The sequence below is a fragment of the Bacillus sp. MBGLi79 genome (assembly GCF_002953915.1).
Map to the genome: position 1 here is coordinate 4,621,407 of NZ_CP026521.1, position 21,666 is coordinate 4,643,072.

At 46.6% G+C, this 21,666-nt stretch carries 24 protein-coding genes; 3 read left to right on the top strand and 21 right to left on the bottom strand.

Annotated features, from left to right (window positions below):
- Positions 1-23: 23 nt before the first annotated feature.
- The 12 genes from eutH to C1T29_RS23615 all read right to left on the bottom strand — a co-directional run bounded on the left by eutH (position 24) and on the right by C1T29_RS23615 (position 11,403).
- Positions 24-1,136 (bottom strand): ethanolamine utilization protein EutH, encoded by a 1,113-nt coding sequence (gene eutH, locus C1T29_RS23560; RefSeq protein ID WP_040081296.1) that lies wholly within the window; start codon positions 1,134-1,136, stop codon positions 24-26.
- 70 nt (positions 1,137-1,206) lie between these two features.
- Positions 1,207-2,544, bottom strand: a complete 1,338-nt coding sequence (locus C1T29_RS23565) for an MmgE/PrpD family protein (RefSeq protein ID WP_103749171.1) — start codon at positions 2,542-2,544, stop codon at positions 1,207-1,209.
- Positions 2,541-3,683, bottom strand: coding sequence for an N-acetyl-sulfur-metabolite deacetylase SndB (gene sndB, locus C1T29_RS23570; RefSeq protein ID WP_103749170.1), 1,143 nt, complete (start codon positions 3,681-3,683; stop codon positions 2,541-2,543). Before sndB ends, C1T29_RS23565 begins: the two co-directional genes overlap by 4 nt.
- A 16-nt stretch (positions 3,684-3,699) precedes the next feature.
- Positions 3,700-4,449, bottom strand: a complete 750-nt coding sequence (locus tag C1T29_RS23575; RefSeq protein ID WP_103749169.1) for an amino acid ABC transporter ATP-binding protein — start codon at positions 4,447-4,449, stop codon at positions 3,700-3,702.
- Between the two features lie 12 nt (positions 4,450-4,461).
- The gene (locus tag C1T29_RS23580; protein ID WP_103749168.1) at positions 4,462-5,136 is read right to left on the bottom strand and encodes an amino acid ABC transporter permease; all 675 of its coding nucleotides are present in this window, start codon (positions 5,134-5,136) and stop codon (positions 4,462-4,464) included.
- A 22-nt stretch (positions 5,137-5,158) separates the two neighbouring features.
- A complete protein-coding gene (locus C1T29_RS23585; RefSeq protein ID WP_103749167.1) occupies positions 5,159-5,953 on the bottom strand; it encodes an amino acid ABC transporter substrate-binding protein in 795 nt (264 codons plus the stop codon).
- A 24-nt stretch (positions 5,954-5,977) separates the two neighbouring features.
- Positions 5,978-6,475: a sulfur-containing aminoacid acetyltransferase SnaB gene (gene snaB, locus C1T29_RS23590; RefSeq protein WP_103749166.1), complete on the bottom strand. Its 498-nt coding sequence runs from the start codon at positions 6,473-6,475 to the stop codon at positions 5,978-5,980.
- A gap of 13 nt (positions 6,476-6,488) precedes the next feature.
- Positions 6,489-7,814 carry an LLM class flavin-dependent oxidoreductase gene (locus C1T29_RS23595; protein ID WP_103749165.1) on the bottom strand — a complete coding sequence of 442 codons (1,326 nt, stop codon included), beginning with the start codon at positions 7,812-7,814 and terminating at the stop codon, positions 6,489-6,491.
- Between the two features lie 419 nt (positions 7,815-8,233).
- Positions 8,234-9,220: a choloylglycine hydrolase family protein gene (locus tag C1T29_RS23600; RefSeq protein ID WP_103749164.1), complete on the bottom strand. Its 987-nt coding sequence runs from the start codon at positions 9,218-9,220 to the stop codon at positions 8,234-8,236.
- Between the two features lie 364 nt (positions 9,221-9,584).
- Positions 9,585-10,397 (bottom strand): sugar-phosphatase, encoded by an 813-nt coding sequence (yidA, locus tag C1T29_RS23605; protein WP_103749163.1) that lies wholly within the window; start codon positions 10,395-10,397, stop codon positions 9,585-9,587.
- A 39-nt stretch (positions 10,398-10,436) separates the two neighbouring features.
- Positions 10,437-10,988: a hypothetical protein gene (locus tag C1T29_RS23610; protein ID WP_095431035.1), complete on the bottom strand. Its 552-nt coding sequence runs from the start codon at positions 10,986-10,988 to the stop codon at positions 10,437-10,439.
- The gene (locus C1T29_RS23615) at positions 10,978-11,403 is read right to left on the bottom strand and encodes a DUF3255 family protein (protein ID WP_095431034.1); all 426 of its coding nucleotides are present in this window, start codon (positions 11,401-11,403) and stop codon (positions 10,978-10,980) included. The genes C1T29_RS23610 and C1T29_RS23615 overlap by 11 nt, the downstream gene beginning before the upstream one ends.
- Positions 11,404-11,493: 90 nt before the next feature.
- On the opposite strand from C1T29_RS23615, the gene cotNE reads away from it, so the two are divergent.
- Both cotNE and C1T29_RS23625 read left to right on the top strand, forming a co-directional pair.
- Complete coding sequence (gene cotNE / locus C1T29_RS23620) at positions 11,494-11,859, top strand: inner spore coat protein CotNE (protein WP_014666005.1); 366 nt, start codon at positions 11,494-11,496, stop codon at positions 11,857-11,859.
- Positions 11,860-12,106: 247 nt separating this feature from the next.
- Positions 12,107-12,460, top strand: coding sequence for a hypothetical protein (locus C1T29_RS23625; protein ID WP_014666007.1), 354 nt, complete (start codon positions 12,107-12,109; stop codon positions 12,458-12,460).
- 42 nt (positions 12,461-12,502) lie between these two features.
- On the opposite strand, the gene C1T29_RS23630 is transcribed toward C1T29_RS23625, so the two are convergent.
- Positions 12,503-12,901 (bottom strand): hypothetical protein, encoded by a 399-nt coding sequence (locus tag C1T29_RS23630; RefSeq protein WP_069150640.1) that lies wholly within the window; start codon positions 12,899-12,901, stop codon positions 12,503-12,505.
- Between the two features lie 176 nt (positions 12,902-13,077).
- Between C1T29_RS23630 and C1T29_RS23635 the strand changes: the two genes are divergently transcribed.
- Positions 13,078-14,043 (top strand): iron-hydroxamate ABC transporter substrate-binding protein, encoded by a 966-nt coding sequence (locus C1T29_RS23635; protein WP_040081278.1) that lies wholly within the window; start codon positions 13,078-13,080, stop codon positions 14,041-14,043.
- A gap of 42 nt (positions 14,044-14,085) precedes the next feature.
- Here C1T29_RS23635 and C1T29_RS23640 read toward each other — a convergent pair whose 3' ends face one another.
- The 8 genes from C1T29_RS23640 to C1T29_RS23675 form a co-directional block, all read right to left on the bottom strand.
- A complete protein-coding gene (locus C1T29_RS23640; protein WP_014666010.1) occupies positions 14,086-14,433 on the bottom strand; it encodes a YxeA family protein in 348 nt (115 codons plus the stop codon).
- A gap of 13 nt (positions 14,434-14,446) precedes the next feature.
- Complete coding sequence (yxdM, locus tag C1T29_RS23645) at positions 14,447-16,315, bottom strand: ABC transporter permease YxdM (protein WP_095431033.1); 1,869 nt, start codon at positions 16,313-16,315, stop codon at positions 14,447-14,449.
- Positions 16,290-17,063 (bottom strand): ABC transporter ATP-binding protein YxdL, encoded by a 774-nt coding sequence (yxdL, locus tag C1T29_RS23650; protein ID WP_014666012.1) that lies wholly within the window; start codon positions 17,061-17,063, stop codon positions 16,290-16,292. Before yxdL ends, yxdM begins: the two co-directional genes overlap by 26 nt.
- A 143-nt stretch (positions 17,064-17,206) precedes the next feature.
- Positions 17,207-18,184 carry a two-component system sensor histidine kinase YxdK gene (gene yxdK / locus C1T29_RS23655; protein WP_095431032.1) on the bottom strand — a complete coding sequence of 326 codons (978 nt, stop codon included), beginning with the start codon at positions 18,182-18,184 and terminating at the stop codon, positions 17,207-17,209.
- The gene (gene yxdJ / locus C1T29_RS23660; protein WP_014666014.1) at positions 18,181-18,870 is read right to left on the bottom strand and encodes a two-component system response regulator YxdJ; all 690 of its coding nucleotides are present in this window, start codon (positions 18,868-18,870) and stop codon (positions 18,181-18,183) included. Before yxdJ ends, yxdK begins: the two co-directional genes overlap by 4 nt.
- 107 nt (positions 18,871-18,977) lie before the next feature.
- On the bottom strand, positions 18,978-19,850 hold the full coding sequence (gene iolJ, locus C1T29_RS23665) for a 6-phospho-5-dehydro-2-deoxy-D-gluconate aldolase (RefSeq protein WP_103749162.1): 873 nt from the start codon (positions 19,848-19,850) through the stop codon (positions 18,978-18,980).
- 20 nt (positions 19,851-19,870) lie between these two features.
- Positions 19,871-20,707, bottom strand: coding sequence for a 2-keto-myo-inositol isomerase (gene iolI, locus C1T29_RS23670; protein WP_071578914.1), 837 nt, complete (start codon positions 20,705-20,707; stop codon positions 19,871-19,873).
- Between the two features lie 86 nt (positions 20,708-20,793).
- On the bottom strand, positions 20,794-21,663 hold the full coding sequence (locus tag C1T29_RS23675; RefSeq protein ID WP_103749161.1) for a sugar phosphate isomerase/epimerase family protein: 870 nt from the start codon (positions 21,661-21,663) through the stop codon (positions 20,794-20,796).
- Positions 21,664-21,666 lie beyond the last annotated feature (3 nt).

Here is a 21,666-nt window from a genome sequence, read left to right on the forward strand (position 1 = left end):
ACAAAGTTGAAACAGCTTCTGCCTCAGCTGTGGCCGGCTGAGATACGTTTTTGCTGATCAGCTGACTGTGCAGGCATCATCCAAGCAGCCGCGGCGGCAGCTGTGACTCCGCCTGCTACTTTTCCAATGATCATGGCCGCCGCCATTTCTTTTTTCATTCCGGCTACAAAACCGAGATGGCTGCCGAGTACAAAGGCGCCGCTGACCGCAAACGCGACATTGATGACCTTTCCTCTCGGCGTCATATCCTTTAATGAAGCCAGCATCGGGATATGATGCGCCAAAGAGGTCACTAAGCCTGCTGTTGCTGTCTCATCTAAATGAAGGCATTTACCCAGAGCCTGTAGCGGTTTTTTAAAGGTTTTTGTAATAAAAGCCGTCATCGGAAACGCCCCTGCCAGAGCAATGGCGATGGTCCCTGTCGTTTGTATCCCAGTCTCGACATTCTCCATTCCCGGAATCAGCACAATGCCTGTCAGCGTTTCAACGGAGACAGCCGCAAGCCCGATAATCGCAACCACACTGACCGCTTTCCCGAAGAGATGAAACAACCGAATCATACTGTCGGTATACCTCCATAACCCAAAAGCGATCACAGCAGATAACAGACTCGGGATCAGAAGGTTTTTACCTATCATGCCGATGTCAAAGCCCGCGCATAATCCGCCGGTGAAACAACCGATCGGCACTGTGCACAGCCCGATTAATATGCCTTTCGCAAAATACGGATGGTCCTCTTTTTCGATGATGCCAAGAGCGACGGGAATCGTGAAGACGATTGCCGGTCCCATCATTGTTCCTAAAAACACCCATGAAAACAGCCCGGCCTGCGGATCTTTCGCCATTTCTCCCGCCAGCGCATATCCTCCCATATCAATCGCCAAAATGGTGTTCGCAAAGGAAGAAGGGTCCGCGCCAATCGCTGTGTAAACCGGAGAAACAATGGGAATCAGGATTGCCGCCAGCACGGGCGCCAGTGACACAATACCGATCATGGACAGCGCCAGCGGCCCCATAGCCTTGAAGCCGTCCGCAAACCGCTCGCCTAGCCCCCATCTGTTTCCCAAACAATAATCCGCCGCTCCCCATAGTAAAAAGGCAGCCAAAATGAATACAACCGCGTCATTCACCGTCATGGTTTTCTCCTTTTTCAAACGTATGATTGGTTTTATCATATCATCTGAAATCATCGAATAGAGCTGAATCTTATTCTATATGAGCTAAAAATTCTTTGATATCGGCTTTTTCAACAGCTGTTATAATGCGTCGCGCTTTTTCTTGCGGAACCGTTACTATCAATTTTTCTTTTATGTCTTCTTCCGACAGCTCATTTCCCGGCGCCCCTTTTGGACAGTCCACACGCGCTTCGCAAATTCGGCCGTCTGATAAATAGGCCCGGACAATCGTGAAACGGCCTTTCGGAACGGCATGAGGAGCCGGCTGAATAGCATTGTCATATACTCGCTGAATTCGCCCCATTGTTGTTTGAATGTTGCTAGGGATCGGCTGGCTAGTGAAATGTTCAATGGTCAGCTCGTGTCCGTGCAAAGCAAGAGCAATCACATATTCAACGCTGAAACGGCCTTCCTCTCCAGTTTTCGGAGATCGTTCCGTCAATGCAGCATCTCCGCCTGGCGGAAAAACCACTTCAACCCGCTCGGTATTGGCGGCAGAAATGGCTTCTCCAGAGATAAGCTTTCGTACCGCGTCTGCAGCATGGTGTGCCGCGGAACAAAATGGATAAATTTTAAACCATAGGCCCGGCTTTACGATTCTCCACGGTCCGCTCCAATCGTTTAGCAAAGTGTGTTGTGCTTTTTCCAAATCACCGTACAGATTGAAAAAACCAGTTTCTCCATCAAGTGCCGTACGGGACCCGCCAAATTCTGATTGGGCCAGCTTAACGGCCAGCAAGCCAGCCTGGGCCGCCAGACCGGCGTGCAGCGGTTTCATTTCTGTTCCAAATTGCATCCTCATCCCAGCAGATTGCGTAGCCGCAAAACCAATCGCTTTTTCCAACTCTTTCTGAGGCAGTCCCTCAGCATAACCTACGGCGCAGGCGGCAGCAATCGCGCCAAGCGTTCCTGTATTATGCCAGCCCTTTTCATAGTGGCGGCTGCCAATTGATTCGCCCAGCCGTGCCATTACTTCAACACCAACAACATAAGCGCCAAGAAGCCGCTCGTCATGTCCGCGAGCGGCAGAAGCAATAAGAGCAGGCACGATGACTGCACTTGGATGCCCTCTTACATCAGAGTGGACATCATCAAAATCCAATGTATGAGCGATAAACCCATTGAGCATCGCAGATTGTAATGGCGCGGCCTTTTTGCCTTGTCCAATAAGAGGAACAAGGGGCCGGCCTCCTTCATCCTCTATCAGACGGAGGAGCTTTTGAATGCCTTTATCTTCTCTTCCTGCGAATGAAGCGGCAGTAAAATCAAGTAATCCTTTTTTTGCTTCGCGAATCGCGTCAACTGAATGCTCCGGCTGTGACGTTCTCACAGCCTCTGCAAGACCTGCTGTCAGCCCTTGTTTGCTCATTTGATGGTCCCCAATACAATAACCGCCAGTTCCGCAAAGTAGTGAGAGGCAACCGTAAGGGCTTCTTCATCCAGTGTAAAGGCTGGATGGTGCCACTCCTCCGTTCCGTTCGTTCCCATCCAGACAAAAAAACCCGGGATCTTCTCTTGATACAGAGCGAAGTCTTCTCCGCCCGGAGACTGCTCAGCGTGAACAGTTTGGCAGCCAATCCGTGCCGCAGCTTCGGATGCCGCATTCAAAAAGGTGCCGTAATTCTGAACGGAAGGCAAATAAGGAAACCACTTGAATTCGGCTTGTGCCCCATAGCCCGCTGCAATTCCTTCAGCCACCCGTTTCATATGCTCTGGAACAGCCTGCCTCGCTTCTTTTTGAAAGGTTCGAACCGTTCCCTCCATTTCAGCTTGATCTGGAATCACGTTCCACGACGTGCCCGCCTGTACTCTTGTGATACTGACGACTGCGTTTTGCAGTGAGCTGATGTTTCGGCTGACCACAGATTGCAGGCCGCTGATGATTTGTCCTGCGGCAGCAATTGGATCAATACTGTTATTCGGGATGCCGGCGTGACCGCCTTTCCCTTTGATGACGATCTCAAACCGGTCAACACTTGCCATTAACGGACCTTCCTTTACACCAATGGTCCCGACAGGCAGATCCGGCTTATTGTGCATGCCGAAAATGGCAGAAACACCATCAAGCACGCCAGCTTCTATGACCTTTCTTGCTCCCGCGGCAATTTCTTCGGCCGGCTGAAAGATAAAGCGGACGGTACCTTTCAGCTCATCCCGTCTTTGGTTCAGCAAAATCGCTGTGCCAATAATAGAAGCGGTATGAAAATCGTGTCCGCACGCATGCATCGTACCGTCAACCTTAGAAGCAAACGGCAGGTTCGTCTGTTCATGGATCGGGAGCGCGTCAATGTCCGCCCGTATGGCTATCACAGGGCCGTCTGCCCGTCCTTTGATTTCCGCAATCACACCAGTCTCCAATTGAGGAACGTCCAGTATTTCGATTTGCTCCTCCTCAAGCCAGCGGCGGATTTTTTTCGTCGTTTCAATCTCTTGAAATGACAGTTCAGGATGTTCATGAAGATCACGCCGCATATTGATTAAACGGGTATGAAACGTTTTGTCGGCCATTGTTCTTCTCCCCTTCTTATATAATCTCTGCAGGCTCTCCCACCTGCTTGATAAACCGTTTTGTCCGTTCGTTCTTTGGATGGTCAAACAGTTCTTCTGGCGTTCCCTGTTCGATAATATGGCCGTCTGCCATAAAAATCACTTGATCAGCGACCTCTTTTGCAAACGCCATTTCGTGTGTCACGATGATCATCGTTGTTTGTTTTTCCGCAATGGATTTGATGACCTGAAGCACCCCTGTGACGAGCTCAGGGTCAAGCGCTGACGTTGGTTCATCCAGTAAAATCGCATGCGGATTGACCGCAAGCGCCCGGGCGATGCCAATTCGCTGCTGCTGGCCGCCGGACATTGTGATCGGATAGCTGTCAGCCTTATGCTCCAGACCGACTTGTTTCAGAATCTCCATTCCAATGCGTTTTGCTTCGTCGCGTGATTTGTGTTGAGCCACAATTAAAGCTTCTGTAATGTTTTGCAAAGCCGTTTTATTTTTAAACAAATTGTAGTTTTGAAAAACCATGGCCGTTTGCTGGCGAAGCCGGTGTGCTTCTTTGCGTGTGAATTTTTCCGCGTTCAGTTTGGCTTCTCCAATTTCAATGAGGCCTTGATCCGGACGTTCTAATAGATTCAAGCACCGGAGAAGCGTTGATTTTCCGGAACCGGACGGACCGATGATCGCCACCACTTCTCCGCGCTTCACTTCTAGATCGATTCCATCTAGCACGACGAGATCTTTAAACGCTTTGCGAATATTTTTTACTGTTATCAACTGATTTCACCTCTAAGTCCGGTATGGCTTGCTCATGGCGCGTTCAAACAAGTCCTGCAACATGCTGTAGATAATGGTAAGAGCCCAATAGACGATCGCAACCGCCAAATACGTCTCAAAATATTTGAGGTTTCCTGAGGCGTACATCTTCCCTTGGGCGAACATCTCCATGACCCCTAATGTAAAGGCCAGTGACGTTTCTTTTAGCAGTCCGATAAATGTATTACCCGTTGCCGGAATCGCATTTCGGATCGCTTGCGGCAAAATAATCCGTCTGTATGCCTGAAGTTTTGTCATGCCGACAGACAGACACGCCTCCAGCTGCCCGTCATCAACCGAATTGAGGGCCGCCCGGAATATTTCTGCCAAATAAGCGGCGTTTTTTAAGCTTAACCCGATGATGGCGGCAGTGAGAGCTGTCATTTTGCTCATCTCTGGAAAGAGCTGCGGCAGCCCGTAATAGATTAAGAACAGTTGCACAAGTGTCGGCACGCCCCGGAAAAAGGATATATACAGCTTTGACAGCTGATGAAGCACTGGAATTTTGTTCTTTGTAATGAGTGCGAGAATAAGTCCTCCGATAATGGCAAAAATCATAGCCGCTATGGCCATAAACAAGGTGATCGGAAGGGCCTGAATTAAAGTCGGGAACGCTGATATCATGAATTCCCAATCAATCGTGTTCATTCTGGTGATTCACCGCCGTTTCTTAATGCTTCTGTTCTACTGTGATATCTTCATTAAAATATTTTTCAGAGAGTTTTTTCAGTGTTCCGTCTTTACGCAATTCATCAAGCGCCTTATTGACTTTTTTGCGGAGCTTGTCGTGCGCATCGTCCTTAGCGAATGGGAATGCAACCTGTTCGTAAACAATCGGATCTCCGGCAAGCTTTAATGGCAAACCGGTCTTCTTGATTTGCGCGATCAATACAGTTCGGCTGTTAACATAAGCGTCAACACGGCCGTACGCAACATCCTTCAGCGTGCCCTCTTGTGTTTCGTACGTTTTGATATTGATTTTTTTATCAGGATCTTTGCTTTCAAGGTTTTTCGCGTGGTTTGAACCGAGAACGGCCGCGACTGTCTTCCCTTTTAAATCGTCTGCTGATTTGATATCTGTATTGTCTTTTTTGACGACAATCTGTGTTCCCGCATAAGCGTATGGTTTCGTAAAGTTATACGTTTCCTTGCGTTCGTCTGTCACAGCTACCTGGTTGGAAATGGTGTCAAGCTTGCCTGTTTGAAGCTCTCCCATCAGCCCGCTGAATTCAAGCAGCTTCCAGTCCAGCTTCATGTCAATTTTCTTAGCCACTGCTTCCATCACTTCTACATCAAAACCTGTCAGCTTTCCGTTTTCTTTATATGCAAATGGATAACTTTGTCCTGTCGCACCGACATGAAGCACATTGTCATCCTCTTTACTGCTGCTGTTTCCATTGCCGCAAGCGGAGAGCACCGCTAATAATGCAGCAACGACCAGCACAATCCATTTTTTCATTTTCATTTGATTTTCCCGCCTTTTCTATTTTTATAGATCATGTCGCAATTGTTTTTTCATATAAACTGTGATATGCCCTTTGCCAAGGTCTTGTTCACCTGTGCGGATATATCCTTTTCGTTCGTACATCTCAATCAGCCACGGATGCTTGTCTGCTGTTCCGAGTGAGACAAACGGAACCTTTAACGTATCACGAAGGATTGTTTCCTCCAGCCATTGAAGCAGCTTTGTTCCGATTCCTTTTTTACCGGTGTCAGGGTCCACAGCGAACCACCAGATATGCGGAACGCCATACGGTCCCGGCTGCTGTCCCCATGGCATTCTTAAGGAGATGGTCGCGATGATCCGCCCGTCTTCTTCCATGACGTAGCAGGCGTTTTTCCGGATATTTTTCAGCACCAAATCCAAATCCGCATGAGCGGCGGCAAAACGAATGCCGAGCTTTCGAATCGGTTCATAAGCCCGCAATGTCAGCTCGAGAAGCTGTTCAGCATCACGTTCAACTGCAAGGCGATATTGTGGCTTCATCTAGCGTTCCTCCTTACTTTGCATAGCGGTTGACCGGCTTTTCCAAACCGAAGTGCTCTCGTAATGTTGTGCCTTCATATTCTTTTCTGAACACGCCGCGCTCCTGTAAAATCGGAACCACTTGATCAACAAACACTTCAATTCCTTCTGGTAGAAGCGGAGGCATGATATTAAACCCGTCACACGCTTCCTTTTCCACCCATTCCTGCATCTTGTCAGCGAGCTGCTCCGGCGTGCCGACGAAGATATGGTGTCCTCTGGAGCCTGCAACGTATTTGTAAAGCTCGCGTATCGTCATATTGTCCCGTTCAGCCATTTCCTGAACAAGCTTGAAGCGGCTCTTCACCGCATTGGAAGCTTCTGCGTCAAGCTTCGGCAGAGGCCCGTCAAGCGGATACGCCGACAAATCAATTCCGCCTAAATAATTTTGGAGAATTTGCAGACCGACGGATGGAATAATCAGGTCTTGAAGCTCCTTGTATTTGGCTTTCGCTGCTTCTTCGGTATCAGCAATGATCGGGAAAATCCCCGGCATGATGGCGATTTTCTCTGGATCACGTCCGAATTCCGCAGCCTGTTCTTTAATGGATTGATAAAATTCTTGAGCGGATTCCAGGTGGTTTTGCGCTGTGAAGATCACTTCTGCTGTTCCGGCAGCCAGCGCTTTTCCGTCTCCTGATGATCCTGCCTGGATAATGACTGGCTGGCCCTGCGGCGTTCTTGAAACGTTCAGTGGCCCGCGAACCGAGAAATATTCTCCTTTGTGGTTCAGCTCATGCATTTTTTCCTTCTCAAAGAATTCACCTGTTTCTTTATTGCGGATAAAGGCGCCCTCTTCCCATGAATCCCAAAGCCCCTTTACAACCTCGACAAATTCCTCTGCCCGCTTGTAGCGCAAATGGTGTTCAAGGTGTTTTTCACCGCTGAAATTCAGCGCTGTTGATTCAATCGATGAAGTGACGACGTTCCATCCGGCACGGCCGTTGGACAGATGATCCAATGACGCAAACTGTCTGGCAATGTGAAACGGCTCGCTATATGTAGTGGAGGCTGTTGCTGTCAGTCCGATTTTTGATGTGACCTGCGCCAAAGCAGAGAGCAGGGTGAATGGCTCAAACCTTGTTAATACATTTGGGTGTGATTTGCTGTCAATTGAAAGGCTGTCCGCTAAAAACAGCATATCCAGCTTGCCCCGCTCCGCTGTTTTCGCAAGTTCTTTAAAATAATCCAAATTCATGCTCGCATCTGAAGGCGCGTCGGGGTGCCGCCAAGACGCGACATGATGGCCTGTGCCTGCTAAAAATACCCCTAATTTGATTTGTTTCTTTTTGCTTGTCATGACGATACTCCTTTTATCATGTTTTAGGCTGAATAATCCGAAAAATAAACTCCTATATTCCTAGTCGTTTAATATGAATAAATCAAAATGTACCTTTGTCTTGGACGTTTGTCAATGAGTTAAGATCAAATTTTTCTTTTTAAGCTGAAAAGAATCTCGCAGCATCATGGGATGGCATTTGTGCAACCTGTATCCTTACAAAACAGCCTGATGATGCTGAGACTCGTTTTGATTCAAAGTTTATATAAATGCATATCTGTACTTCCGACCATACGCGTTTTGCCGCCGCTTTTGCTCTTTGCTAATAAACGCGCGTGATCGCGGTCGCAGATCGGTCCATTTTGACTCATTCAGAAGCTGAGACATCGCATAAAAAATGAGCTGATCCCGGGTTCATACCGAAATCAGCTCATTGTCTCTTAATTAAGTTCTAGAATACTTTCTTCCGCTTTAGCAGAAAACACTTTAGGCTCAAGGCGATCTAGGTCTTCATGAAATAAACTTACTTTTTGGATTTGCCGATTGTCGTAGTGGTGAAAGTAGTAGTTTCCCGTGTCGCTGCACATCACAGAAGTGTATTGCGTATAATCAATTTCGTCTTCTTCCGTTATCACAGCACCCTTGGGTATCGCCATGTTTGCCAAAAGCTGAAAAGCTGCTGATACACCTTTCGTTTCATCAGCCGCAGGCTCTAGATGTTCTTTCAGAAAACAAGCTCTGACAAACCGTGAAGGCGGTGTATAATCTCCCGGCAGACCCACTGTACCCGAGCCTTGGCCAAAAGCGGACAGCATCAATCCGCCCAACTCCTTGCTCTCAAATTGTTTCGGCCTTATTCCTATATATTGCCGAAGATTGGCCACATGCCATAAAAAGTCGGGGCTGTTCGTCATGACACCTGGTTGATTGTCATAGATTTTGATGCCGTCTGCTCTCGGTTCGATCGTCAGGCTGCGTCCCGTCCGGTCTGACAATATCCAGTGCAGCGGTAAAACGGTATCCAATAGATCTAATTTCTTCTCCATAATTGTTAAAGAGTGGATCTTTTCTTTTACGTCATCCAAAGACTTACAAACTGATAGCGCCCATGTTACAAATTCATGCGGGGCAATATGAACGCCGTCTCCCCGAAGTGTTTTTTCGTACTCCGCATATCCCATAAAATAAAGCGCCGCACAAGATAAACCGCTTTCATTAACTCCGTCGGCAAATAATATATTTCCAAGTTTTCTCCCCATACCGATAAACGCGTACTGTGTTTGATGCACCCTTCCGTCAGCTTCACTCTTCCAGCTGTAACGGCGCGGATAGAGAATGACCTCCGTCCCCAGCTGAAATGCGAAATCCATTGTTCTCGCTAATAAATGATTCCGGTCAGCAGTTTCCAATGTAAGACTTGTGCACATCTGATTCAGTCCCCTTTCCATTTCAGGCTAAAATCATACATTTTGTGAACAACTTGTTTTATCAGCATAACGAAAGACAAAGAGATTCGTCAAAAGATTGACATCACCTTCCAACATAAAGACGAAGAGATTCTTTCAAGGTACTATGCTGATGTTTATGGTGAAAGCTTCCTTTTTATTTTTACTAGCCCCTGCTGTATCAGAGCCAATCAGAAATGTTGCAGTTTCATGATCAATCGCTGATATTATAAGGCAGCAGGAAAAGAAGTTGTAGCGTCCATTCCGCAAAAAAACCTCATGGCGCTTACAGACCGGCCGGGCACAACATAACAAAAAATCCAGCCTTAAAGGCTGGATTTCATTATTATTTCGCCAAAACAAGCTCGTGAATCGCATGCGCAACACCATGTTCATTATTGGAGCGTGTTTGAAAGTTCGCGGCTTCCAATACTTCTGGGATGGCGTTTGCCATGGCAACCCCGCAGCCCGCCCATTCGATCATTGTCAGGTCGTTCCCGTTGTCGCCTATGCTCATGACTTCAGCCTGCTCGATTCCAAGCAGCTGTGCCAGCTGGCGTACAGCATTTCCTTTGCTGGCTTCCGGGTGCAGAATTTCGTAAAAGAACGGCGCGCTTCTGACCATTGTATATTTTTCTCTCACGTCTTTCGGAATCGATGTAATGACGCGGCTTAAGTTCTCCGGTTGATCAATAAACATCACTTTCGGGATCAGGATATCTTTTGGCACCTCGTCAATCTTGCGGAAATGAAGCGGCACCTGTGTCACATAGGATTCGTATACGGTAAATTCGCTAATATCCCGGTTAGGCGTATACAAATGAGATGAGTCAAAGAAATGCATCGGCGTCTTCAGCTCTAAGCTCAGGTCATATAATGAAGCCAAATCATCATAGCCGAGAGACAGCTCTGAGACCACTTCATTTGTATGCGTATTTTGAACAAGCGCTCCATTGTACGCGATAACATAGTCGCCTTCTTCAATTAAATTCAGTTCATCTAAGTATCTCCGCACACCCCCGATAGGCCGGCCGGTGCAAAGCACGATTTTGACACCTTCCGCTTTTGCCGCGTGAAGCGCGTCGCGGACCTCCTCTGTTACTTCATGATGATCATTTAAAAGTGTTCCATCCATATCAATTGCAATGAGTTTGTACATCCTGCATCTCCTTCATGTCGTTTTCAGTCTATAGTCCCATCATATCGTTTTTCCTTTTTGATATTCAACCGGAAGAGATGGTTTTCTCCGGATTAGACGCCGCCCTTGTCTTCGGATACGTTTTCGTGGTTCCCGCTTTCTTTCTGTTTTCACGACGTTTTCTGCTTTTTTCTGTTTCATCAGCATAAAGCCGGCAGCTAAAAACGGAATGCCGGTTATATTCAAGATGGCAAGCTTCACACCCGCCGCGATGAAAAAGAACCCCCATGAAGATGCAGAATTCCGTCTGATCATAACGTAAGCCGCCATTTCCAGAACGATCAGGATGGCATGAAGCACGATGCCATAAATAAGCAATACAAGGGCAAAAAACAACACATAATTCACGATTGCCCCTGAGTACACCATAGCGCGCATCATTTGGATAAACGATAAGGACTGCATGGAGCCGCTGATGACATTAGGGTTATAGATCGTATAGTCACTAAATAAATGTTTGACCTTGAGAAAAGCCCATAATATAAATATCCACTGAATGATATGTAAAACAAGTCCCGCTGCCACCAGTCTTTCGGCTTTTTTATTTCTCATCTTTCTCCTCCCTGCCGGTCTTTGATTCGATTCTTGTCATCGTTTTTGTCTGTCCGTTTTGCTCCCATATCAATGTCCCGTTTTCTCCTCTTTTCAGCGTGCTTTTGAGCGGATAATAGGGACCGAGATACTGAATCTCGATAGACCCGTCAGCGCTTTGGGAGATCACCTTGTATGCCATAAAAGGCAGCTGTACCTCTCCTCTTCCTTCCATTACTTCCGTTTCCACAACCTCGTCTTTGGTAAATGTGACCGTTGCTGATTTCACGCCGTCCGTTGGCCCGGGGGCAATCCCCTCATCCCACGTTCCGTAATAAAACGGCGTCTCTTCTTTTTGCTGCTGGCAGCCCGATACCATCATGCATACAGCAATGAATAACAAAATGCCATATTTGTTTTTCAAGGAGATCCACATCCTTTCCTCCTTTTTTTAGGCGAATGCCGTGACACTGTGCCAATGACTACATAAGTTATAAGGAATTCACCCACAAGGAGATTGATCATAATGAACCCTTATCAATATTACAGCCCACAGCTGCCTCAGCAGGAACCTTACTATAGCCACTATGAATACAGCCCTTATCCACAGCAGGATATATACGAGCCATACCAAATGGAAAGACAGCCTGCATTGGAAAGAAGAATCGCGGCACTTGAACGGCAAAATGAACAGCAGTCGAGAGAATTAACCCGTCTCACAAACGAAGACCGCCGTCAAAATCGGGAAATTGCACGGATTGCCGAACAGGTCAATCAGCTAAGCCAGGCTGTTGAACGCCATACACGCCGCTTAAATCGGCTCAATCAGCGCCTCCGCACAGTAGAAAACAGACTGAATATCCCATTTACTGCAGGGGAAGGCGGTTTCTGAGCAAACAAAGAAAAAAAGCGGAATACGATTCTCCCAATTCAGGGTTTCGTTTTCCGCCATTCTTATATGTTAAAACGGAACATTTACATAAAAAGGGTTTGTACCCAGTATACAATCTTTACCGTTTTCATTCAAAGACAGAGGGGCCGAGGAAAATAATTGTAGTTCCTCTTTGACAGAATTTCTTTTCATGCCAGTTGCATGATAATACCGACTCACGTCAATCGATCACATGGAGGAATGATTTATGCATCATACACAACACGGCTTGCAGCAGCTGAACCAATGCCGCCAGACTGCTCAGCAGCTCATTCAGCAAACACAGCAAAGCAGCCAGCAATACCGCCAAATGCTTCACCAGGAGCAGCAAAACATCCAAATGCTGCAGCAGATTCTAAATCACGAACAACAAGCTGCACATACAATTCAACAAGCGCTGCACGGACATGACATGGCGATTCAAAAATGCCAGCAGGTTGTCAACATGTGCAACCAAATGCAGCAGGAACTTACTGGACAATCCAGCGTGATGAATACGAATGTGTCTACACTTCCATTCGGCCAAAATACGCCATTTCAACAGCAATCCTACCAGCAGTAGGATAGAAAAAGCTCAACACAATGCGAGTGTTGAGCTTTTTTCTTACTGTTCTTTGCGAATATGTATATCCTGAATAGACTGTTTCGGCGCATGAAATCTGCTTTCGGCTTCACTTCTTGCCTCAGCAAAAGCCCGTGCCTCCACATGATCCTTGTAGACATCCAGCTGAATCAAATACAGCGGGCGCACTTTAAAGCCGTGAATAATGGTCACAGCCCACAACGGGAGCACAACAAAAACGCCAGGCAGATCGGGCAAAACAAAACCAAACGCAAAAATGAAAAAATAAATGATGCCGTACATTATCCACTTTCTATTTCTAACCTTGATGCCAATAAATAAAAAGGCAAAAAAACTGGTAATGGCAAAAGGCATGAAAATAAACAGCATCCACCAGCTATGCAGCCATTCCCAAGCGGCACCTCTTTTTGTAATTCCCATATTTTTCTCCTCCTATTTACCTATAATAATCGATTAGGCATACCGCGTCACCTATAAATGAAAAAACGTTCTTCCTTGAAAATAGTGATAGACGGAGAATGGGTTTCTTGCTATATTATTAATTGATAATGATAATCATTACTAATCTATTTACATACATATTGGGAGGGTTTTTGATGAAAAAGAACACATTGCTCGTGGGCATGCTTGTGCTGCTTCTCATGTTTGTCAGCGCTTGCAGCGGCACGGCTTCTAAAGGGAGCTCAAGCGATTCTGCTTCCGAAAAAACAGAAATGAGAACATATAAATCACCTAAAGGGAACGTCAACATTCCTGCACATCCAAAACGCATCGTCACTGATTTTTATGCCGGTGAATTGCTTTCTGTCGGAGCCAATGTAGTCGGCTCAGGCTCGTGGTCATTTGATAATCCGTTTTTAAAATCAAAGCTGAAAAATGTGAAGGATGTCGGTGATCCAATCAGCGTTGAAAAAGTGATGGAGCTTCAGCCTGACCTCATTGTTGTCATGAATGAAGAGAATGTCGATAAATTAAAGAAAATCGCTCCGACTGTTGTCATACCTTATAACACAGCGAAAAACGTCGAGGACACAGTCAGCATGTTCGGAGATATCGCAGGAGCGAAAGACAAAGCAACCTCATTTATGGCTGACTTTAACAAAAAAGCGGACGCGGCTAAAAAGAGAATTGCCGGCGTCATCGACAAGGATGCGACCTTCGGCATTTATGAAAACACAGACAAGGGCGAATTCTGGGTGTTCAATGACAATGGCGGACGCGGCGGCCAAGCTGTATACAATGCGCTCGGGTTAAAAGCGCCTGAAAAAATTGAACAAGATGTCATCAAAAAAGGAGAGATGAAACAGCTCTCTCAAGAGGTGATTCCTGAGTATGCCGCAGATTATATGTTCATTACGGACTACAACCCGAAAGGCGAAAGCAAAACACTCGACAAGCTGGAGAATTCCTCTATTTGGAAGAACCTTGACGCTGTTAAACATAATCGCGTGTTTATCAATGACTTCGACACGTTCTACCCGTACGATCCGATTTCTGTCAGCAAACAGGTGGATATCATCGCCGACATGCTGATCAAACGGGCCGAAGAAAATAAAAAGTAAAGAAAAAGGCACAGTCATGAGGGACTGTGCCTTTTTTATGATTCATTTTAATGCTGACTGTGCGGAGCCCGGCATATCTTCAAACCTGACTTCCTCCCAAGTCTCGACATACTTTCCTTTCGCCTTCACCTTCAAATACGCGTTCTTCCGAAGCTCTTTGCCGGCGAAAAAGGTCACTTCTTCTTTTTTCCCGGATGCATTGTATCCGTCTAATGTATATTCAGTACCGCCCGGGCTAAGATGTCTGCCATCTCGATCAATCTGCACATAGACATCTTGCTGGTGAATAAACGGATTAAATCGGTCTGTAACATCATTATGAAAAAAGAGAAGACCGCATATTACGGCAGCAGCCGCCAAGACGGCCAGGATCGCCAATGCTTTTTTCATCTTTGCACTCCCCTTACTTGTTCATTTTTTTCAAATAGTTTGATCGCACCACGAGGAAGAACAAAAGCTGAAAAATGAAAAACCCTCCAATCGTGAGACTGAGCGGCCCCGCTACATCGGAATAGCCTTCGACGGCCAATGTTCTTAAGGCAAACAGCGTATGCATGACGGCAATGACAAATGGAAAGAAAAAGAGAATCGCCAATTGTATCGTCACGCTTTGTGACATTTCACGCTCACTCAGGCCGATTTTGGCCAGTGAACGGTAGCGCTCCCGATCTTCATCTAAATCGGTGAACAGCCTGAAATATAAGAAACTTGCTGCCGCGACAAAGAAGACGATCGCGATAAACAGCCCGATGAATAAACTCAAGCTCGGCAGCTGCACCGTATCATAGTAAGTCCCGGCTTTTGCCATAAAATCAGAATGCACGTCGATATAGTTGCCGTAAATCTCATTTTTCAAGGATTGGCTGATCCCAAGACTGTCTTTCCAATGATCATAGCTGTAGCCGTATAATGACGCTTTATCACCTAGTGATTTAAGCTGATCAAAGGTTTGATCGTTCACCGCGATGATGGCATTCAATGAAATCAGCGGTTTTTGGACTTCTTTTACCGACAGTTTTTGATCAGACGGCTTGCCTTTTTGGTTCAGCAGCTTCAGCTGATCCGGCGCTTCGTTTTTGAAATTACGGTCATACGTTCCCGGGAAATAGACAGCCTCATCACTTTTCAGGCCGTTCAGCTTAACATGGAAGTATTTTGATACATCTGATTCGCTGATCATGTAAACAGGGGGAACAGTTTCTCCTTCCTGATAGCGAACATAAGAAACATCTATTTTGTCTTTCTTATACGTAAAGCCGTGTGTTTTCAGTTCATGGTCAATATCTTTCAAATGAGTCTGTTCTTTTGGATTGTTACTGAAAGATATATACTCCATCTCATAAGCGGACTCTTCCGCCCCGACGGTCGATTTGTACATGGCGAGCACGCCTGTCGCCGTAAACGCAACCGCGGAAATAATACTGACGATAAAGAACAGGCGGGCGTTGTCTTTTAAACGATAGACAAGGTCAGAAACCCAAATGACATTTTTCCCGTGCAAATAAAAGGTTTTCCACTTCTTCAACGCGCGCAGAATCCAGATGCTGCTTTGGCTGAAAAAGAAATACGTACCGATGACGGTGAGCAGTAAAATGATAAACGGTTGAGTCCCGTGAACATTTCCTTTCAGAACCATTCCGTACCCGCCGCAAAGACAGGCGATGCCGAATAAGGACAGAAGCACGGACGGCTTCGGCTCCGGCTTAATCTTGTCTGTGCCTTTTATTAATTTGATAACGGTATTTGATCTGACAAAAAGGATTGTGAACTGCGATAAAAGGAAAAATAAGAGCAGAAATCCGCCGGCCGTAATGCCGAGCGCTTTCCAAGGCATATACAGAGGCAGCGCGTCCATTTCTAAAATATAAGCGCCGACCGTAAAGAACGTCTTTGAAAAAATGAATCCTCCGATAATCCCGGCTGCAATCGACATGACGCCAATGATCATGTTTTCCGCCGTAATGAGCTTTCTCAGCTGCACCGGCGTAATACCCTGCATAAGCAAAATGCCGAATTCTTTATTTCTCGATTTCAAAAATGCATTAACCGAATACAGAACAAATAAGAAAGAAAAAACAAAGATCATCCATTCCGCAGCGGTTAAGCCTTTTTTGGCGATGTTATTCAGGTAGCCTTCCTTTAATGCCGGATGAAACAGGAACATCGCAAAGGTAAAGAAAATCAAAACGGAAAAGGCGCTGCTTAAAAAGAATGCAAGATAGGCTCTTTTGTTTCTCGTGACGTTTTTATAAGCGAACTGAAGAAAGGTCATTTGCGTTTCCCCCCAGCATAGACAGCACATCAAGAATTTGTTCATAAAAGACTTGGCGGTTTTCTCCGCGGTAAATCTCATTAAACAATTCGCCGTCTTTTATAAAGATGACGCGGCGGCAGTAGCTTGCCGCAACCGGATCGTGGGTCACCATCAAAGCCGTGACATGATCATCCCGATTCAGGCTCTGCATCGTTTCCATGACGTCTTTTGACGCTTTGGAATCAAGGTTTCCCGTCGGTTCATCAGCCAGAATGAGTGATGGCTTATGAATGACCGCTCTTGCAATGGCGGCCCGCTGACGCTGGCCTCCGGATACTTCAAACGTCCGTTTGTTAAGCAGGTTTTCGATACCGAGCTTTGCCGCGATGGCGTGCAGTTTTTCTTCCATGACAGACGGCGCTTCTTTTTCAAGCGTTAACGGCAGCATGATATTTTCACCGATCGTCAGCGTGTCCAGAAGGTTGAAATCCTGAAACACAAATCCGAGCTGCTTGCGGCGGAAATGAGCGAGCTTTGTCCGCTTCAGGCGATGCGGGTTTTCTCCGTGAATCAGGATATCGCCTGAATCTGGACGGTCAATCGTTGAAATGATATTCAAAAGCGTTGTTTTTCCGGACCCGGACGGCCCCATCACCGCCGTGAACCCGCCTTCTTCTATTGAAAATGAAATTTGTTTTAAAGCTTGATAAGATACTTGTCCTTTATAGGTTTTATTTATATGTTTGACTTCAAGCATATTCGCCATGAGAATCCTCCTTATGATTTTATTCTTGTTGATCTGGGCTGCTTTCATGTAGTGCCGGGGCATTTAACATAAAAATCCCCTTGACGTAAATCCATGTTATCAAGGGGAAACAAAACGAGCTATGTTGTTTTCTTAACGCAGCCTTACATTTTTGTAAGAAATGAAAATCGAACCGATGTCCCTTCACCGGGAGACGAGCTGATGTCCACCGTATGATTGAGCTTGTCCGTAATTTCTTTGACGAGATGGAGGCCGATTCCCGTAGATTCTTGGAAACGCCGCCCGTTTTCACCGGTATAATAAGGGTCAAACACCCGCTTGATGTCTTGCGAGGGAATGCCGACACCGTAATCTTTGACTTCAAGCACCGTCCTGTCTTCATCGCGGAAGACATTCAGCTCCAGTCTGTCACTCTTGCCTGCCGAATACTTGACCGCATTTGTAACCACTTGGCCGATCGCAAATTTGAGCCATTTTGCATCAGTGTAAATCTGATGGTCATCGCGAATGTCCATTTTCGGATAAACGCGGTATTGAATAAAAAATCGTTTATAGCTTTGAATGACTGATTGGAGAAGCTCTGATAAGGAAACCGCTTCGACTTTAAAATCCCGCTCAAACAGGTCGAGCCTTGATGAATAAAGAAGCGTCTCCAGCCCGAATTCAATCTGCCGAACCTCTTTTTTGATTTGTTCAAAAACGGGTTCATCCTCTTCCTGAATGATTAAATTAATGACCGACAACGGCGTCTTCACTTGGTGCACCCATTGATTCATATACGTCACCCGCGCTTCTAGCTTAGCTTCGGTCTCGTGGAGCTTCTGGTGCTGCAGCCGGATCAGCTCCATCTGCTTTTCATATAGCTCTGAACAAAACACTGAAGAACCGAGATACGGGATGTCCGTCCCTTCCTGCTCCGAGCTGAGCCAATGATACACGCCGCGGTCTTTGTACCAGCGATAGGCAAGATAGCCCGCCAAAATAAGAAGCTGGACGCCTAATATGTAAAACAGGTGAGAAAAAGAATGAAGACCTGCAAACCAGTAATAAAAGAAGACAAACAGCCCTTGAAGGAGAAAAAGCAGAATCAGCACTGCATGAGACCGGAGAAACAGCTTCATGACTGCGCCCTCAGCTGGTAGCCTTCGCCCCGCACCGCTTCAATAGAAACAGGCGCATTCAGCTCCCGCAGTTTTTTTCTGAGCCGCGTGATATACACGTTAAGTGTATTATCATCGATGAATATGTCGGTGTCCCACGTCTTTTCCATGAGACGGTCCCGACTCGTCACCTTTTCTCCCCGCTCCAGCAGCACTTCCAAAAGCTTGCTTTCTTTTTTAGAAAGCTCGCTTTTTTCATCCTGAAAACGCAGTTCAAAACGTTCCACAAAGAGCTGGACGCCGGCATATTCAACCACTTTCTCTCCCTGCTTCGCGGCGTACTCCCCGTACGCCCTCCGGATCTGGCTTTTGATTTTCGCCAGCACAATATCGTAGGAAAACGGTTTTTCGATATAATCGTCTCCGCCGTTTTCAATCGCCATCACCTGATCCATTTCCCCGCTTCTGGCTGAAATGAAAATGATCGGGCTTGTGGAGTGCTGGCGGATCTGGCGGCACCAATAATAGCCGTCATATGACGGCAGGTTGATATCAAGCAGCACCACATCAGGCTTTTCCCGCAAAAAGACATCAAGAACAGCCGTAAAATCCGCGGCGACTACTGTTTGATATCCGTATTTTTCAAGGTAATTCTGCAATAGTCCGCGAATGTCTTCACTGTCTTCCACAATCATGATTTTATTCAAACTGAACCACTCCCGTTTCTTACACTGCTGCCATCATCATAATCGTTTTGGGCGTATGGACGCAACACCGCGCAAAAAAACCGCCATCCCGGCGGTTTCTGGTCTCTTCAGCCGACCTGCTGCTTAGCTGCTTTACCGGCTGATCCGAACTCTCTCATTTTGCTTCGCACTGTCTCTTCCACGGCTTCAATGCCGGGTGTCATATAGCCGCGCGGTTCGTACAGATCGCTGTTTTCCTGAAACATGCGGCGTGTTTTGTCTGTCCAGGCGACCATACATTCCGTATTGATATTGATCTTCGCGTGGCCGAGCGTGATGGCTTTTTTGATCTGATCCTGCGGAATCCCGGATGCCCCGTGAAGAACGAGGGGAATATGAGTCATGCGGGAGATAGCCTCCATTTCCTTAAATCCGAGATTCGGCTCACCCTGATATTTGCCGTGTACAGAGCCGAGGGCGGCGGCCAGCGCGTCGATATTGGTTTCTTTGACGATCCGCTCACATTCTTTGATATCGGCATAGCGGACCCCGCCGACCAGGCCGTCTTCCATTCCGCCGACCGTGCCGACTTCCGCTTCTACTGACACGCCGTGCTTTGCGGCATAATCGGTGACTTCTTTTGTCATCGCGATATTCTCGTCAATCGGCTGATGGGAGCCGTCGATCATCACCGAGCTGAATCCGGCGTCAATGGCCTGTCTGCAGCGTGCCGCACTGCTTCCGTGATCGAGATGAAGCACCACGGGAACGGTAATCGCCATGTCCTCCATTAACGCGCCGACCATGGCGGCAATCGTTTTAAATCCGCCTAAATAGTCGACCAGGCGATCGGAAGCCGCGGCGATGACCGGTGATTGCTCCTTTTGCGCCGCCTGCAAAATCGCCTTCGTCCACTGCAAACCGTTGATATTAAACTGGCCGATCGCATAATGCTCCCGCTTTGCATCTTCAAGAAGCTCTTTCATCGATACAAAAGCCATGTCCACCCCTCCTTTTTCCATTAGATATTGAAGTATTTTGATACGACGTCCACTGTTGTTTTTTTCGCTGTTTGAATGGCTTCCTCAGCACTCAGCTTATAGTATTCAGGGCGGAAGAGCTCAACCGATACAACATCTGAAAAACCGATTTCCTTCAGTGCTGATAAGTGGGCATCTAAGTCAATCGCCCCTTGTCCCGGCCAGACGCGGTCTTCATCCGTTAAAAAGCCGATCGGGAAGTCTTCGGTATCATCGATATGATAGATGAAGATTTTCTTTCCGTCCGCCTGCTTTAAGCTCTCAATGTTCGAACCCATGGCGTGGAAGTGGAAACTGTCAAGGACAAGCCCGACATTGTCCCGGTTGACTGTGTTTATGATGTCATACGCCTGTTCAAACGTATTGACTGTACATTGCGGGTGGCCGACAAATTCAAGCGCGATTTTTACGCCGTACGGCTCCGCGATATCTGAAAGCTCAGTCAGCACCTCTACACTGCTCTTTTTGATCTCTTCTTTTACAATCTTCTGCTCTGTCACAAGCGGAACGGCTACCACATATTTCACACCGAGTGTTTTGCACGTTTCCATCATGCCTTTAAACTCAGTGATGATCTCATTATGGCCCTTTTCATCACGATTGTTGAAGAAAACAAGTGCATTTAAGGCAAGCGGCTTGATGTGATGAGTTTGAAAATACTCCGCAAGCTCAGCCAGTGAATGGTCTTCTAAGTACTCCGGTAGCTTATCCATTGTGCGGATTTCAATATAATCATAGCCGTGCTTTTCGCAAAGCTCTAAATCCTGTTTAAGGTTTGAGTTTTCCAATGTTGTGGCTTCATTAAAACAAAGTTTCATGTCAGACTCCCCCATCTGCGTGTTAGATATGAAGGGAGTTCGGCAGGAAGGCTGTTCGCCATATCCCGCCGAACTCCATGCTCAACTTATGCCAGACCTAATTCTTCTTTCATTTTTTTAAGCATAAATCGGCTTGATTCATCCGCTCTTTCGTCGACCCAAGCAAATACGGCATTTGTCGCAATTCCGTCGAACTTCATCTCTCTCAGTTTTCTGAAAATCGTCTCAAAATCAACTTCGCCTTGGCCAATGTCCAAATGCTGGTGAACCGTTACTTTCGCGTCAGGCGGATTGACGATGTAGCGCAAGCCATGAGCCGCTTTATGATTATAGGTGTCTGCAAATAAAACATGTGTGAGGCGGTCCCCGGCTTCGTCAAACATGGTCTCAATGTCGCCTTTGCCGTCATCATAGAAGAACGTATGCGCAGTCGAGTAGACAAGATTGATCCAATCCTTGTCAAGCGCGCGGATCATATCCATCGCACCTTTGTGCGTTTCGATAAAATCGTATGGGTGGGCTTGAAGGTTGAGTTTCATGCCTTCTTTTTCAAAGACTGGGAGAAGCTCATCCATAGATTTGATAAATTTTTCTTCACTTGTTAAAGGATCATACTTTGATCCGCTGAATTCGCTGTTCATCAAATCCACTTCAAGTTCAACCGCAATTTCGATCGCCCGCTTCCAATTGCGCACCGCTGCCTGCCGGCGGTCTTCATCAGGACCCGCCCAGTGGTAAAGCGGAAGGAGTGATGAAATCTTAACACCTGTATCCCTTAAAAGGCGCTTTAATTGTTTGATCTTTGCTGAATCGACTTTCGGATATTTATAGAATGGACAAAAATCCTCTCGCGGCGAAAGTTCGATATATTCGTAGCCAAGCTCCGCCGTTTTATAGACCGTTTCCTCCAAAGTTAAATCATCACGATACATGGATGGATCTAATGCTAACTTCATATT

Excerpts from the sequence above, each read along its gene's own strand:
- C1T29_RS23635 (WP_040081278.1), top strand. The coding sequence starts at position 13,078 with ATGAAAAAGAACACATTGCTCGTGGGCATGCTTGTGCTGCTTCTCATG.
- C1T29_RS23615 (WP_095431034.1), bottom strand. The coding sequence starts at position 11,403 with ATGTGGATCTCCTTGAAAAACAAATATGGCATTTTGTTATTCATTGCT.
- yxdK (WP_095431032.1), bottom strand. The coding sequence starts at position 18,184 with ATGAAGCTGTTTCTCCGGTCTCATGCAGTGCTGATTCTGCTTTTTCTC.
- snaB (WP_103749166.1), bottom strand. The coding sequence starts at position 6,475 with ATGAAGCCACAATATCGCCTTGCAGTTGAACGTGATGCTGAACAGCTT.
- C1T29_RS23600 (WP_103749164.1), bottom strand. The coding sequence starts at position 9,220 with ATGTGCACAAGTCTTACATTGGAAACTGCTGACCGGAATCATTTATTA.
- iolJ (WP_103749162.1), bottom strand. The coding sequence starts at position 19,850 with ATGGCTTTTGTATCGATGAAAGAGCTTCTTGAAGATGCAAAGCGGGAG.
- yxdL (WP_014666012.1), bottom strand. The coding sequence starts at position 17,063 with ATGGCGAATATGCTTGAAGTCAAACATATAAATAAAACCTATAAAGGA.
- iolI (WP_071578914.1), bottom strand. The coding sequence starts at position 20,707 with ATGAAACTTTGTTTTAATGAAGCCACAACATTGGAAAACTCAAACCTT.
- yxdM (WP_095431033.1), bottom strand. The coding sequence starts at position 16,315 with ATGACCTTTCTTCAGTTCGCTTATAAAAACGTCACGAGAAACAAAAGA.
- eutH (WP_040081296.1), bottom strand. The coding sequence starts at position 1,136 with ATGACGGTGAATGACGCGGTTGTATTCATTTTGGCTGCCTTTTTACTA.
- C1T29_RS23580 (WP_103749168.1), bottom strand. The coding sequence starts at position 5,136 with ATGAACACGATTGATTGGGAATTCATGATATCAGCGTTCCCGACTTTA.
- C1T29_RS23630 (WP_069150640.1), bottom strand. The coding sequence starts at position 12,901 with ATGGGAATTACAAAAAGAGGTGCCGCTTGGGAATGGCTGCATAGCTGG.
- C1T29_RS23675 (WP_103749161.1), bottom strand. The coding sequence starts at position 21,663 with ATGAAGTTAGCATTAGATCCATCCATGTATCGTGATGATTTAACTTTG.
- sndB (WP_103749170.1), bottom strand. The coding sequence starts at position 3,683 with ATGGCCGACAAAACGTTTCATACCCGTTTAATCAATATGCGGCGTGAT.
- C1T29_RS23610 (WP_095431035.1), bottom strand. The coding sequence starts at position 10,988 with ATGAGAAATAAAAAAGCCGAAAGACTGGTGGCAGCGGGACTTGTTTTA.
- C1T29_RS23595 (WP_103749165.1), bottom strand. The coding sequence starts at position 7,814 with ATGACAAGCAAAAAGAAACAAATCAAATTAGGGGTATTTTTAGCAGGC.
- C1T29_RS23640 (WP_014666010.1), bottom strand. The coding sequence starts at position 14,433 with ATGAAAAAAGCATTGGCGATCCTGGCCGTCTTGGCGGCTGCTGCCGTA.
- yidA (WP_103749163.1), bottom strand. The coding sequence starts at position 10,397 with ATGTACAAACTCATTGCAATTGATATGGATGGAACACTTTTAAATGAT.
- C1T29_RS23585 (WP_103749167.1), bottom strand. The coding sequence starts at position 5,953 with ATGAAAATGAAAAAATGGATTGTGCTGGTCGTTGCTGCATTATTAGCG.
- C1T29_RS23625 (WP_014666007.1), top strand. The coding sequence starts at position 12,107 with ATGCATCATACACAACACGGCTTGCAGCAGCTGAACCAATGCCGCCAG.
- cotNE (WP_014666005.1), top strand. The coding sequence starts at position 11,494 with ATGAACCCTTATCAATATTACAGCCCACAGCTGCCTCAGCAGGAACCT.
- C1T29_RS23565 (WP_103749171.1), bottom strand. The coding sequence starts at position 2,544 with ATGAGCAAACAAGGGCTGACAGCAGGTCTTGCAGAGGCTGTGAGAACG.